Source organism: Citrobacter amalonaticus, assembly GCF_002918555.1.
In the GTDB taxonomy this organism is placed as follows: domain Bacteria; phylum Pseudomonadota; class Gammaproteobacteria; order Enterobacterales; family Enterobacteriaceae; genus Citrobacter_C; species Citrobacter_C amalonaticus_A.
Map to the genome: position 1 here is coordinate 544962 of NZ_PQMB01000002.1, position 13993 is coordinate 558954.

Annotated in this window: 10 protein-coding genes; 6 read left to right on the forward strand and 4 right to left on the reverse strand. The window is 52.7% G+C overall.

The genetic code is table 11. From position 1 onward, the window contains the following. Positions 1 to 9 precede the first annotated feature (9 nt). Positions 10 to 801: an aliphatic sulfonate ABC transporter permease SsuC gene (ssuC, locus tag C3432_RS08140; RefSeq protein ID WP_103776125.1), complete on the forward strand. Its 792-nt coding sequence runs from the start codon at positions 10 to 12 to the stop codon at positions 799 to 801. Further along, positions 798 to 1565 carry an aliphatic sulfonates ABC transporter ATP-binding protein gene (ssuB, locus tag C3432_RS08145; protein WP_103776126.1) on the forward strand — a complete coding sequence of 256 codons (768 nt, stop codon included), beginning with the start codon at positions 798 to 800 and terminating at the stop codon, positions 1563 to 1565. The genes ssuC and ssuB overlap by 4 nt, the downstream gene beginning before the upstream one ends. A gap of 71 nt (positions 1566 to 1636) precedes the next feature. On the opposite strand, the gene pepN is transcribed toward ssuB, so the two are convergent. Next, positions 1637 to 4249, reverse strand: coding sequence for an aminopeptidase N (gene pepN, locus C3432_RS08150; RefSeq protein ID WP_103776127.1), 2613 nt, complete (start codon positions 4247 to 4249; stop codon positions 1637 to 1639). A 265-nt stretch (positions 4250 to 4514) separates the two neighbouring features. On the opposite strand from pepN, the gene pncB reads away from it, so the two are divergent. From pncB to aspC, 4 genes are all read left to right on the forward strand, one after another. Continuing rightward, on the forward strand, positions 4515 to 5717 hold the full coding sequence (gene pncB, locus C3432_RS08155; RefSeq protein WP_103776128.1) for a nicotinate phosphoribosyltransferase: 1203 nt from the start codon (positions 4515 to 4517) through the stop codon (positions 5715 to 5717). 312 nt (positions 5718 to 6029) lie between these two features. Beyond that, the gene (gene asnS / locus C3432_RS08160) at positions 6030 to 7430 is read left to right on the forward strand and encodes an asparagine--tRNA ligase (protein WP_103776129.1); all 1401 of its coding nucleotides are present in this window, start codon (positions 6030 to 6032) and stop codon (positions 7428 to 7430) included. 607 nt (positions 7431 to 8037) lie between these two features. Further along, positions 8038 to 9153: a porin OmpF gene (gene ompF, locus C3432_RS08165; RefSeq protein WP_103776130.1), complete on the forward strand. Its 1116-nt coding sequence runs from the start codon at positions 8038 to 8040 to the stop codon at positions 9151 to 9153. A gap of 183 nt (positions 9154 to 9336) precedes the next feature. Then, complete coding sequence (aspC, locus tag C3432_RS08170; RefSeq protein ID WP_103776131.1) at positions 9337 to 10527, forward strand: aspartate transaminase; 1191 nt, start codon at positions 9337 to 9339, stop codon at positions 10525 to 10527. Between the two features lie 51 nt (positions 10528 to 10578). Here aspC and C3432_RS08175 read toward each other — a convergent pair whose 3' ends face one another. From C3432_RS08175 to ldtD, 3 genes are all read right to left on the reverse strand, one after another. After that, positions 10579 to 11226 (reverse strand): MBL fold metallo-hydrolase, encoded by a 648-nt coding sequence (locus C3432_RS08175; RefSeq protein ID WP_103776132.1) that lies wholly within the window; start codon positions 11224 to 11226, stop codon positions 10579 to 10581. A 19-nt stretch (positions 11227 to 11245) separates the two neighbouring features. Next, entirely contained in the window at positions 11246 to 11794 is a 549-nt protein-coding gene (locus C3432_RS08180; RefSeq protein WP_103776133.1) for a YcbK family protein, read from the reverse strand. A gap of 181 nt (positions 11795 to 11975) precedes the next feature. Beyond that, entirely contained in the window at positions 11976 to 13802 is a 1827-nt protein-coding gene (ldtD, locus tag C3432_RS08190) for a L,D-transpeptidase (protein ID WP_103776134.1), read from the reverse strand. Positions 13803 to 13993: the final 191 nt, after the last annotated feature.

Below are 13993 nucleotides of genomic sequence, written 5' to 3' on the forward strand. Positions count from 1 at the left end.
TACCCAAATATGGCAACGCCAACAAATAAGTGGTTGCTGCGCGTTGCCCCCTGGTTTTTACCGGTGGGCATCGTTGCGCTCTGGCAGCTTGCGTCTTCCACAGGCTGGCTATCCGGGCGTATTTTGCCCTCCCCGGAAGGCGTCATTGAAGCCTTCCGGACGCTCTCCGCCAGCGGTGAGCTTTGGCAGCATCTGGCGATCAGTTCCTGGCGCGCCCTGATCGGCTTTTCCATCGGCGGATCGATTGGGCTGGCGCTGGGACTCATTAGCGGCCTGTCACGCTGGGGGGAAAGGCTGCTGGATACCTCTATTCAAATGTTGCGTAACGTGCCGCACCTGGCGCTGATCCCGCTGGTGATCCTCTGGTTCGGCATTGATGAATCCGCGAAGATCTTCCTCGTTGCGCTGGGCACGCTCTTTCCCATCTATATCAATACCTGGCACGGGATCCGCAATATCGATCGTGGCTTAGTCGAGATGGCGCGCAGCTACGGGCTCTCCGGTTTTCCGTTGTTTATCCATGTGATCCTGCCCGGCGCTCTGCCTTCAATCATGGTCGGCGTCCGGTTTGCCCTGGGGCTGATGTGGCTGACGCTGATTGTGGCAGAGACGATCTCCGCCAATTCAGGGATTGGCTATCTGGCGATGAATGCCCGCGAATTTCTGCAAACGGATGTGGTGGTGGTCGCCATTATTCTCTATGCCCTGCTTGGCAAACTGGCCGATGTCAGCGCTCAACTGCTGGAGCGCGTCTGGTTGCGCTGGAATCCGGCCTATCATGTGAAGGAGGCAACCGTATGAATACCGCTCGTCTGAATCAGGGCATCCCACTACTGCTGAACGCGGTGACCAAACGCTACGGCAGCAATACCGTGCTCAATCAGTTTGACCTGCATATTCCGGCGGGTCAGTTTGTCGCCGTCGTTGGGCGGAGCGGCGGTGGCAAAAGCACTTTGCTGCGCCTGCTGGCCGGGCTGGAATCCCCCACCTCTGGCGAACTCCTCGCAGGCACAACGCCACTGGCGGATATTCAGGACGACACGCGGATGATGTTCCAGGACGCGCGTCTGCTGCCGTGGAAATCGGTGATCGATAACGTAGGGCTGGGTCTTAAGGGAGAGTGGCGCAATGCCGCTCGTCAGGCGCTGGCTTCGGTGGGTCTAGAAAACCGGGCCACGGAATGGCCTGCCGCGCTCTCTGGAGGACAAAAACAGCGTGTCGCGCTGGGGCGTGCACTCATCCACCGACCTGGCTTGCTGTTACTCGATGAACCGCTCGGCGCACTGGACGCGCTAACCCGACTGGAGATGCAGGATCTGATTGTTTCATTGTGGCAGGAGCATGGCTTTACCGTGCTGCTGGTAACACATGACGTCAGCGAAGCGGTGGCAATGGCTGACCGCGTATTGCTGATTGAAGACGGAAAACCAGGGCTGGATCTGACGGTCGATATTCCCCGTCCACGACGACGGGGTTCGGTGCGTTTAGCTGAACTTGAGGCGGAAGTGTTGAACCGGGTGATGCAGCGTGGTGAACATGAGGCTCCGCTACGCAAGCACGGTTAAAAATGCCGGATGGCGCTGTCGCTTATCCGGCCTGCATTTGATTTGCAGGCCGGACGCATCCGGCAATATTATCAGGCCAGCGCTTTGGTGATCTTCTCAAACAGATCGCCGGAGAGATTTTCCAGATCTTTCAGTTGCTCCAGCGCCGCTCGCATCTTCGCCTGACGTCTGGCGTCATAACGTTTCAGGCGGATTAGCGGTTCAATCAGGCGCGAGGCCACCTGCGGGTTGCGACTGTTCAGCTCGGTGAGCATTTCCACCAGGAACTGATAACCACTGCCATCCTGCGCATGGAACGCCGCCGGATTGCTGCCCGCAAAAGCGCCGATCAGCGACCGGATACGGTTCGGGTTACCCATGCTAAATGAGCGATGTTTCAGCAGGCCGCGTACCGTTTCCAGCACGTTATCTGCCGGGCTGGTGGACTGCAGAATGAACCATTTATCCATCACCAGGCCGTCGTGGTGCCACTTGTCATCATATTCCTGCATCAACGCGTCACGGCACGGCAGCTGCGCCGCCACTGCCGCAGAGAGTGCCGCCAGCGCGTCGGTCATATTGTTGGCGTTATGGTACTGCTGGCTTACCAGCGTATTGGCCAGTTCCGTTTCGCCAAACGCGAGAAAACGCAGACAGGCATTACGCAGAGTACGCTTGCCAATATCCGCATGTTCCACACGATATTCATCCAGACGATTGGCGTTGTAGATTGCCAGGAACTCATCGGCCAGTTCGGTCGCCAGGGTGCGGGTGAGTGCTTCACGGACTTCGCTAATCGCCAGCGGATCGATTTGCTCAAACAGTTCCGCCATTTCGTTAACGGAAGGTAGCGTCAGGATCTCTGCCGCCAGCGCGGGATCGATCTGCTCATCCAGCAGCACCGCACGGAACGCATCCGCAACATGTATCGGCAGGGAGAGCGGTTGCCCCTGCTGATGACGCGCCACATTCAGTTTAATGTAGGTGGACAGCAGACTTTGCGCCGCATCCCAGCGGGAGAAGTCGTTTCGCGCGTGACGCATCAGGAACGTCAGCTGCTGATCGCTCCATTTATATTCAAGCTTCACGGGAGCGGAGAACTCGCAAAGCAGTGCAGGCACCGGCTGGAACCAGACATTATCAAATACGAAGGTCTGTTCTGCCTGAGTGAGGTTAAGCACGGAACTCACCGGATGCCCCCCCTTCTGCAATGGGATAACGTTGCCTTCGTTATCGTACAATTCAATCGCGAACGGAATATGCAGCGGTTTCTTCTCCGCCTGATCCGCAGTGACGGGCGTGCGCTGGCTGATGGTCAGAGTGTACTGCTCTGTTTCCGGGCTGTAGTCGTCTTTCACCGTTACAATCGGCGTACCGGACTGGCTATACCAGAGGCGGAAATGGGAAAGATCGACGTTTGACGCATCTTCCATCGCCTGTACAAAGTCGTCGCAGGTTGCCGCGCTGCCGTCGTGACGCTCAAAGTAGAGCTGCATCCCTTTCTGGAAGTTTGTTTCACCCAGCAACGTGTGGATCATACGAATGACTTCCGCACCCTTCTCGTAAACGGTCAGGGTGTAGAAGTTGTTCATTTCAATCACCTTATCCGGACGGATCGGGTGTGCCATCGGACTGGCGTCTTCGGCAAACTGCAGACCACGCATGGTGCGCACATTGCTGATGCGGTTTACCGCTCGTGATCCCAGATCGGAGCTGAACTCCTGATCGCGAAATACCGTTAAGCCTTCTTTCAGGCTAAGCTGGAACCAGTCGCGGCAGGTAACACGGTTACCTGTCCAGTTGTGGAAATACTCGTGACCAATCACACGCTCAATATCAAGGTAATCTTTATCAGTAGCCGTGTCGGTACGCGCCAGCACATATTTGGAGTTAAAGATATTCAGCCCTTTATTCTCCATCGCGCCCATATTAAAGAAGTCCACCGCAACAATCATATAGATGTCGAGGTCATACTCGAGGCCGAAACGTTCTTCATCCCACTTCATGGAGTTTTGCAATGAAGTCATCGCCCACGGAGCCCGATCCAGATTTCCACGGTCGACGTACAGCTCCAGAGCAACTTCGCGCCCGGAACGGGTAGTAAAGGAATCGCGCAGTACGTCAAAATCACCCGCCACCAGCGCAAACAGGTAGCACGGTTTCGGGAACGGATCCTGCCACTGAACCCAGTGACGACCGTTTTCCAGCTCGCCCTGGGCAACACGGTTACCGTTGGAGAGCAGGAACGGATATTGATTCTTATCAGCAATAATTTTCGTGGTAAAACGCGCCAGCACGTCAGGACGGTCAGGATACCAGGTAATATGACGGAAACCTTCCGCTTCACACTGAGTGCATAACGCATCACCGGACTGGTATAAACCTTCCAGCGCTGTATTCGCCGCGGGGCTGATCTCATTGACAATGCACAGCGTAAAACGCTCGGGCAGACTGTCGATAATCAGCACGCCCTCTTCTGTTTTATACGCGGTCCACGGCGCATCGTTGACGTGGATGGATACCAGCGTCAAATCTTCACCATCAAGGCGGAGAGACGCATCAGACGCGCCATGACGGACAACCTGGCTCAATGCTGTGACTACCGTTTTTTCGGCATCGAGGTCAAAGGTCAAGTCAATATCGGTAATCTGGTAATCCGGTGCACGGTAATCGTGACGGTATTTAGCTTGCGGCTGTTGTGTCATAAAAAACCTTTCGCATCTTCTGTAGAGTCTCGACTCCAGTCTATTCCTGTTGCGCAAATCGCGCTACGCAGAATGTTTATCTTTTCATACACAAACACTCTTTTAGCTACATTTTTATAACACGAGGCACGAAATGCACTCGACCCTGAAGACAGCTTATGTTGTGATCGGGGTTCAATAAATCGCTAAACAAGGTATACTCCAGCGGTTTTCTTAGTTGTTTATTGTACTAAACGCTCCCGTGAGAGGATGCTACTGCGCACCTATGACACAATTCGCTTCTCCTGTTCTGCACTCGCTGCTGGATACAGATGCTTATAAGTTGCATATGCAGCAAGCCGTTTTTCACCGCTACGATGATGTGCATGTAGCGGCTGAATTCCGTTGCCGCGGTGATGATTTGCTGGGTATTTATGCCGATGCTATTCGCGAGCAGGTTCACGCGATGCAGCACCTGAAACTTCAGGGGGACGAGTTTGCATGGCTCTCCGGTCTGCCCTTCTTTAAAGCTGACTACCTCAACTGGTTACGCAATTTCCGCTATAACCCGGAACAGGTCTCCGTTACGAACGACAACGGCAAGCTGAATATTCGCTTAACCGGTCCGTGGCGTGAAGTGATCATGTGGGAAGTCCCGTTGCTGGCCGTTATCAGCGAGTTGGTACACCGCTACCGCTCACCTGAATCCGGCGTTTTGCAGGCGCTTGACGCGCTGGAAAATAAGCTAGTCGATTTCTCTGCTTTAACGGCCGATCTCGATATGTCCCGCTTCCATCTGATGGATTTTGGTACCCGTCGTCGCTTCTCACGAGAAGTGCAGCAGGCGATCGTTAAGCGTCTCCAGCAGGAACCGTGGTTTGTCGGTACCAGTAACTACGATCTCGCACGTCGTCTGTCATTGACGCCGATGGGTACTCAGGCCCACGAGTGGTTCCAGGCGCACCAGCAGATAAGCCCGGATCTGGCCACCAGCCAACGTGCCGCCCTGGCCGCCTGGCTTAACGAATATCCCAACCAGCTTGGTATCGCCCTGACAGACTGCATCACAATGGATGCCTTCTTACGTGATTTCGGCATGGAATTCGCCACGCGCTATCAGGGATTACGTCATGACTCCGGAGATCCTGTCGAATGGGGCGAGAAAGCCATTGCGCATTATCAGAAATTGGGTATTGACCCTCTGAGCAAGCTTCTGGTGTTCTCCGACAATCTTGATTTAAAGAAAGCGGTCGATCTCTATCGTCACTTCTCTTCACGTGTACAGCTGAGCTTTGGCATCGGGACGCGGCTGACCTGCGATATCCCGCAGGTGAAGCCGCTGAATATTGTGATCAAACTGGTAGAGTGCAATGGCAAGCCTGTTGCTAAGCTGTCCGATAGCCCAGGAAAAACCATTTGCCATGACAAAGCCTTCGTGCGCGCGTTGCGTAAAGCCTTCGACTTGCCCCATATCAGAAAAGCCAGCTAAGCCTTTCGGGGAGCCATCATGGCTCCCTTTTCGCGTTTATTTCCGAAATCTTTCGCTCCAGCTGCGATTTCTGCTTGTCTGATTGCAGATGCCAGGTAACATAGGAAGCCCTCCCGTTTCGGGTGGACAAGTGTTTATACTCGTCATACTTCAAGTTGCGGGTGTGTTGGCTTTCCTCGCTCACTCCAGTCACTTACTGATGTAAGCGCCTGGGGATGAATCAGGGACATCCATGTCCCTCACCGAAGTCAACCTTCCCGCAACCCGAATTATTTAGAGTATGTCTAATCGACTATTAACAGAGAGAATATTATGAGCGTTGTGCCTGTTGCCGACGTACTCCAGGGCCGCGTAGCCGTTGACAGCGAAGTCACCGTGCGCGGATGGGTGCGTACCCGCCGAGATTCAAAAGCTGGCATCTCCTTCCTTGCCGTTTATGACGGTTCCTGCTTTGATCCTGTACAGGCTGTAATTAATCATTCTCTGCCCAATTACAATCAAGATGTACTGCGTCTGACAACCGGCTGCTCGGTGATTGTAACGGGTAAAGTTGTTGCGTCCCCTGGACAGGGACAAAGCTTCGAAATTCAGGCGACGGAAGTGGAAGTCACCGGCTGGGTTGAAGATCCGGACACCTATCCTATGGCGGCAAAACGCCATAGCATCGAATATCTGCGCGAAGTTGCGCACCTGCGTCCGCGCACCAACATGATTGGCGCGGTGGCTCGTGTCCGCCACACGCTGGCTCAGGCTCTGCATCGCTTCTTCGATGAACAGGGTTTCTTTTGGGTGTCTACCCCGTTGATTACCGCTTCTGACACCGAAGGCGCGGGCGAGATGTTCCGCGTATCGACGCTGGATCTGGAAAACCTGCCGCGTAACGATCAGGGGAAAGTTGATTTCGATAAAGACTTTTTCGGTAAAGAGTCGTTCCTGACCGTTTCGGGTCAGTTGAACGGTGAAACCTATGCCTGTGCGCTGTCAAAAATTTATACTTTTGGACCGACTTTCCGTGCTGAAAACTCCAACACCAGCCGTCACCTGGCGGAATTCTGGATGCTGGAGCCGGAGGTGGCGTTTGCGGACCTGAATGACGTTGCTGGTCTGGCGGAAGCGATGCTGAAGTACGTCTTTAAGGCGGTACTGACAGAACGCGCAGACGACATGAAATTCTTTGCCGAGCGTGTGGATAAAGATGCCGTTTCCCGTCTGGAACGTTTCATTGACGCAGACTTCGCACAGGTGGATTACACCGATGCGGTGACCATTCTGGAAAACTGCGGTAAGAAATTCGAAAACCCGGTGTTCTGGGGTGTCGATCTCTCTTCCGAGCATGAGCGGTATCTGGCAGAAGAGCACTTTAAAGCGCCGGTAGTAGTGAAAAACTATCCGAAGGACATTAAGGCATTTTATATGCGCCTTAACGAAGACGGTAAAACCGTCGCGGCAATGGATGTTCTGGCGCCGGGAATCGGTGAGATCATTGGCGGTTCCCAGCGTGAAGAGCGCCTTGACGTTCTGGATGCGCGTATGCTGGAAATGGGCCTCAATAAAGAGGACTACTGGTGGTATCGCGATTTGCGCCGCTACGGTACCGTTCCTCATTCAGGTTTCGGTCTGGGATTTGAGCGTTTGATCGCTTATGTCACCGGCGTACAAAACGTCCGTGACGTTATCCCCTTCCCGCGTACCCCACGCAACGCCAGCTTCTAATCTCGCGATTAAAGCTAAAAAGCCAGCTTCTCGCTGGCTTTTTTTATTCTCTTTTGTCAACTTTTGCGTTTCAAAAGTAAACAAATCTAATAGCAAGCGCCAAAAACCCTGTTCCTGTTACGGAATATTTCTTCTCACTGTCACAGCAAAAAACCTCACGCACAATGGCTAAAGATTAGTTTTTTCTGATCTAATAGTACTTTTTTTAATCAGAAAAATAGCATTCCAGACATCCGAACAGAACGATGAGTAAAAATATCCCGCCAAAAAGTAAGTGATAATATTTGCCGTTATCTAAATTAACGATAAGAAAATCATATAAATAGAAATAAAACGAGCGTTTTACCCGCAGAAACAGACTGAAGTTTGACGATGTTCACAAAGTTACTTTATTTTAACATTTGATTACATATTTTTTCTTTTTGAAACAAAATCTTTATATTTGTAGCATTTTCACGGTGGCGAATTGGCAGTTTGAATGGAAAGATGCCTGTCAGACACAAAAAGACACCAAACTCTCATCAATAGTTCCGTAAATTTTTATTGACGTAACTTATTGGCGGCAGTGGCGAGTGTCATATAAAAAAACCAATGAGGGTAATAAATAATGATGAAGCGCAACATCCTGGCAGCGGTGATCCCTGCCCTGCTGGTAGCCGGCGCAGCTAACGCTGCTGAAGTTTATAACAAAGACGGCAACAAGCTGGACCTGTACGGCAAAGCGGTAGGTCTGCATTATTTTTCTAAAAACAACGGTGAGAACAGTTATGGTGGCGATGGCGACCAGACCTATGCCCGTCTTGGTTTCAAAGGGGAAACTCAGATTAATGACCAACTGACCGGTTACGGTCAGTGGGAATATCAGTTCAGCGGCAATAATTCTGAAGGTGGTTCTGACTCTCAGAATGGCAACAAAACCCGTCTGGCGTTCGCCGGTCTGAAATTTGGTGATGCCGGCTCCCTGGACTACGGTCGTAACTATGGCATCGTTTACGATGCTCTGGGTTACACCGATATGCTGCCAGAATTTGGTGGTGACACCGCCTACACCGACGACTTCTTCGCGGGTCGCGTTGGCGGCGTAGCGACTTATCGTAACGCTAACTTCTTCGGTCTGGTCGAAGGTCTGAACTTCGGCGTTCAGTACCTGGGTAAAAATGAGCGTGCCAGTACTTATGATGTTGACGGTGATGACAATAACTTCAGCGATGTTCGTCGTTCTAACGGCGACGGCTGGGGTACATCTCTGAGCTACGAGTTTGAAGGTTTCGGTATCGTAGGTGCTTACGGTGCGGCTGACCGTACCGACGCTCAGGAAGATGCACGTCTGCGTGGCAACGGTAAAAAAGCGGAACAGTGGGCGACTGGCCTGAAATATGATGCTAACAACCTCTACCTGGCCGCTAACTATGGCGAAACGCGTAACGCAACCCCAATCAGTGGCGGTTTCGCGAACAAAACGCAGGACATCCTGTTAGTTGCTCAATACCAGTTCGACTTCGGTCTGCGTCCGTCCATCGCTTATACCAAATCCAAAGCGAAAGATGTTGAAGGTGTCGGCAACGAAGATCTGGTTAACTACGTCGAAGTCGGTGCTACCTACTACTTCAACAAAAACATGTCCACCTACGTTGATTACATCATCAACCAGATCGATTCTGACAATAAACTGGGCGTAGGTTCTGACGACACCGTTGCTGTAGGTATCGTTTACCAGTTCTAATAGCAGACCTCTTTGTTATATGCCTAAAAAACAGGACTTCGGTCCTGTTTTTTTATATCCGCCAGAGAAATCTCGCGTCTTCAAAAAACACTCAGAGTTTTCGCCGCTAACGGTTGGCATTTTGTAAATCTACCGTTAACCTGATAGCGGACTTCCCTTCCGTAACCATAATGGAACATCGTCATGTTTGAGAACATTACCGCCGCTCCTGCCGACCCAATTCTGGGCCTGGCCGATCTGTTTCGTGCTGATGACCGTCCTGGAAAAATCAACCTCGGGATTGGTGTATATAAAGATGAGACTGGCAAAACGCCGGTACTGACCAGCGTTAAAAAAGCCGAGCAGTATTTACTCGAAAATGAAACGACAAAAAACTACCTCAGCATTGACGGTATTCCGGAATTCGGCCGTTGCACGCAGGAACTGCTGTTCGGAAAAGGTAGTTCACTGATTAATGATAAACGCGCCCGTACCGCGCAAACGCCAGGCGGGACAGGCGCTCTGCGTGTTGCCGCTGACTTTCTGGCTAAAAACACCGCGGCCAAACGCGTGTGGGTAAGCAATCCAAGCTGGCCTAACCATAAGAGTGTTTTCAACTCTGCGGGTCTGGAAGTTTGCGAATATGCCTGGTATGACGCCCAAAACCATACGCTGGATTTTGACGCGCTGTTGAGCAGCCTGAACGAAGCGCAGGCGGGCGATGTGGTACTGTTCCACGGCTGCTGTCATAACCCAACCGGTATCGATCCTACACTGGAGCAGTGGCAAACACTGGCGCAGCTCTCTGTGGAAAAAGGCTGGTTGCCGCTGTTTGACTTCGCCTATCAGGGCTTCGCCCGTGGTCTGGAAGAAGATGCCGAAGGTCTGCGTGCGTTTGTTGCATTGCATAAAGAACTGATTGTCGCGAGTTCTTACTCCAAAAACTTTGGCCTGTACAATGAGCGTGTCGGCGCCTGTACGCTGGTGGCGGCAGATACTGAAACCGTTGAGCGCGCCTTCAGTCAGATGAAATTCTCTATTCGCGCCAATTACTCTAACCCACCGGCTCACGGCGCAGCTGTGGTCGCAACCATCCTGAGCAATGACGCGCTGCGCGCCATCTGGGAACAGGAACTGACCGACATGCGTCAGCGCATTCAGCGTATGCGCCTGCTGTTTGTCAATACACTGCAGGAGAAAGGGGCAAACCGTGACTTCAGCTTTATCACCAGACAGAACGGTATGTTCTCTTTTAGCGGTCTGACCAAAGAGCAGGTATTGCGTCTGCGTGAAGAGTTTGGCGTCTACGCCGTGGCTTCCGGGCGTGTTAACGTGGCGGGAATGACACCGGATAACATGGCGCCGCTGTGCGAAGCCATCGTTGCCGTGCTGTAATCACCTCCCCGGATAAAACAAAGCCCGCTGATGCGGGCTTTGTTATCTGCATTACCAGACAGGCATTTCGTCTTGCAAGAACGGATTATGCAACCGTTCATAACCCAGCGTCGACAGCGGGCCATGACCAGGAATGAATGTCACGTCATCGCCTAACGGCAGCAGTTTACGCTTAATTGCGTCAATCAGCTGATTGTGATCCCCGCGCGGGAAATCACTGCGGCCGACGCCGCCTTTGAATATTACATCGCCGGAAATCAGTAGCTTTGATTGTTCATCAAAGAAGACCACGTGTCCCGGCGTATGTCCCGGACAATGCAACACCTGTAAAGTCACATTCCCCACGCTGACCCGATCGCCTTCGTTCAGCCAACGATCGGGCGTCAGCGGTTGACACTCTTCCAGGCCAAACATGCGGCTCTGTGCAGGTAACCCCTGTAACCAGAACTCATCTTCTTTTTCCGGACCAATAACCGGTACGCCATAATGCTGCGCCAGTTCAGACGCCGCGCCTACGTGATCAAGGTGGCCATGAGTGAGCAGGATCTGCATGAGCGTCAGGCCGCTGGCATCAACGTCCTGTTTGATTTTCTCTGCATCGCCGCCGGGATCGACCAACGCCGCCAGACGCGTTTGCTCACACCAAATCAGCGAGCAGTTCTGGGAGAAAGCGGTGACCGGAATAATACGATAATTCATACTGCTCCTGTTTCGTTAATTACCAGTGCCGCGCTGGCCCGGTGTCAATATGCACAAAATTACTGCGTGGGTAATATCCTACACCACCTGCGCGCATAGATAACGCCGCTTTGCGAATATTGCTTAACGAAATGCCTTCAATATGGAAATCCATTGCCTGCCCTTTGGTGTGGTAGCTTTTTTTCGCCACTCCACTGCTGTGCGCACGCAATTCATTATTGGTATCCATGGAGCGATAACCGGAAATAAGCTGTACCGGCTTACGGGTGCCTAACAGGCCTTGCAGGCGGAAAAGCTGATCGAACAATCCTGGGTCGATGGACTTAATTTTATTCGCACGATAGTCGCGGAAAAAATGGTTAAGTTTGGCTAATTCATCCTGAATATAGGCTCTGCCGTCGAAAAACTCCGCTTTAATCGACTCTCCGGTATGAAGATTATTGAGCGTCAAAATACGCGGGCGTGGGGTAGAGAGCGTCGCAAAAGCCGGGCCAGGCAAGATGGCGGCACCGAGGGCAACACCACCAAGCGCCAGCAATTTGCGACGATTAGCGTCAAATTTGTCCATGATAATCAGGTCTACAGGTCAAGTGTTATCGTTTATATGCACTTCTGGCGCACGAGAGGCACCTTAACTGGCAAAAAAGCTGCCGTCAAGATTGCCCTTCCCCAGCAGCCACAGGGCCTGCAGGCAGCAGGCCTCGTGATTACACAGTTTTACGACAACAGATTTACCAGAACATCTTCATTTACCTGATTAATTTTTCAGCTTTTGCCATAATTTGTGCGCTGGATCGCGCAGTCTGATCATAATTGTAAATATCTGTACGATACTGGGTCTGACCGTCCGCGCCGACAAACGCGGTCAGATAGTAGAGATTGACCGGGATGTTCTGGCGAATATTGACATATCGCGTATCGCCCTGCTTCAGCGCATCAGAAATACGCGTATTGTTCCAGCCCGCATCCTGCAACAGCATATTCGCCAGCTCCGACGCCTTATTCACACGAACGCAGCCGGAACTGAGCGCTCTGGCGTCTTTCTGGAACAGGTTGTGGTTCGGCGTGTCGTGCAGATAAATCGCATCGGAACTTGGCATATTGAACTTATAGCGCCCCAGCGAGTTGTGCGCCCCCGGAGCCTGCTGGAAGCGGAACGGCAGATTCGACGGCGTGATAGTCGCCCAGTCCACCTGCCACGGATCGATAGCCTCTTTGCTGTTCCAGCCGCGCATCACCGTATAGCCGTGACGCTCAAGATATCCCGGATCGTTCCACAACTTTGGCAGAATGTCTTTACGCGCAAGCGTTGGCGGCACGTTCCACGGCGGGTTGACCACAACGTTGTTCAACGCACTGCTCATCATCGGGGTTTTCCGGTCAGGGCGTCCGACAATGACGCGGGAGGCCAGCACCTGATTACCGTTTTGATAATAAACCAGTGAGTAAGCCGGAATGTTCACCATAATACCGGTAGAGAGCTCGCCAGGCAGCAGACGCAAACGCTGAATATTCAGTGCCAGAACGCCTGCCCGCTGGGCCGGCGTCACGTTCAGCCAGTTACGCGTGGCGGGACCAATCGCGCCGTCAGCACCGAGTCCCTGCCACGCCTGAAAACGCTTCACGCCTTCAACCAGTTCCTTATCATACGCCGCACGAACAACCGGAGCAGGTTTCCCGGCAGCAGACGCGGATTCAGTCGCTACGGCAGAAGGGCTGACAACGGCATCGCCAGCGTTATATTCGCCCGGCAGCGCAATGTTCGGCCCCCCTTCCAGCATCCCCGTACGCTGCAAAATTTCGCGCAACGCGGGAACGTCATTACTCCACTGGCCCGGCCGTAACGTTGCTTTACTGGTCAACTCCGGCCATGGACGGTTGTCACTCACCAGTTTGAGCAGTGATTCGTGCATTGCGGCATATTGCGGATGCTGTGGCGTCAGCTCAGCGATAAACGCTGGCAGCTGACCGTTATCCAGCGCCACCTGCCACTGATTAATCACCGAAAGCGGCGGCGTCGCCAATGCGTAAGGCTTGCTGCTATAGAGCCAGCGGTTGCCTTTGACGGAAATATTAGCGATGAAGTGAAGATAACCCATCATCGCATCGGACAGGACAGCATCACGTCCCAGCCCCGTCACGGACGGATCGGTCAACAGCGCCACCCAGGTTGTAAATTGCGGCTGAAATCCGGCAATCGCAACCTCGGCCAGCTGTTGTTGAAACGACTTCACCGCATCACGATTTTCCCACATGGGTTTCATATCGTGCGCGGCGTAGAGTAATTCCAGTTGGTTCATATATACCGGCGTGTAGCCAGAGGGAAGCTGTGCCTGTAGCTCAGCGCGGGCTTTTTCCGCCGCGCCTTCTGCAAGCGGCTGGAGACCGGCCATCGCCGCCGTGGTGGGAGACAGCGCCTGCGGCTGAGCCAGCCCCTGCTCGCCGGCGACCACAGGACTGTCACCCGGAATAACTTCAGGCTCATCGGCCTGGACACTGAACAGCGGAGCGAATGTTACGACCAGGCATAAACTGATTGCCGACAGCCGACGACCCCATATTTTATTAAGCAACATCCCTTGCCCCCTGTTTTCTTTATCATACTTTGAGTAGCCAGACGCCAGTAATCGGGTGTGAAACGCCTGTAAACGCCAATACCACTGAAGTATGACGAGCAAGCCTGTATACCCGTCAGGCTTAACTTCAGTATATAAACTTCGTTAGCTTTTTACCTGGTATAATGTAAAGAAGTTTAAGGAAATTGCAT

What these genes read in the sequence shown, in the direction of transcription:
- C3432_RS08180 (WP_103776133.1), bottom strand. Translation starts at nt 11,794, where the DNA reads ATGGACAAATTTGACGCTAATCGTCGCAAATTGCTGGCGCTTGGTGGT.
- ompF (WP_103776130.1), top strand. Translation starts at nt 8,038, where the DNA reads ATGATGAAGCGCAACATCCTGGCAGCGGTGATCCCTGCCCTGCTGGTA.
- pepN (WP_103776127.1), bottom strand. Translation starts at nt 4,249, where the DNA reads ATGACACAACAGCCGCAAGCTAAATACCGTCACGATTACCGTGCACCG.
- ldtD (WP_103776134.1), bottom strand. Translation starts at nt 13,802, where the DNA reads ATGTTGCTTAATAAAATATGGGGTCGTCGGCTGTCGGCAATCAGTTTA.
- ssuB (WP_103776126.1), top strand. Translation starts at nt 798, where the DNA reads ATGAATACCGCTCGTCTGAATCAGGGCATCCCACTACTGCTGAACGCG.
- aspC (WP_103776131.1), top strand. Translation starts at nt 9,337, where the DNA reads ATGTTTGAGAACATTACCGCCGCTCCTGCCGACCCAATTCTGGGCCTG.
- ssuC (WP_103776125.1), top strand. Translation starts at nt 10, where the DNA reads ATGGCAACGCCAACAAATAAGTGGTTGCTGCGCGTTGCCCCCTGGTTT.
- pncB (WP_103776128.1), top strand. Translation starts at nt 4,515, where the DNA reads ATGACACAATTCGCTTCTCCTGTTCTGCACTCGCTGCTGGATACAGAT.
- C3432_RS08175 (WP_103776132.1), bottom strand. Translation starts at nt 11,226, where the DNA reads ATGAATTATCGTATTATTCCGGTCACCGCTTTCTCCCAGAACTGCTCG.
- asnS (WP_103776129.1), top strand. Translation starts at nt 6,030, where the DNA reads ATGAGCGTTGTGCCTGTTGCCGACGTACTCCAGGGCCGCGTAGCCGTT.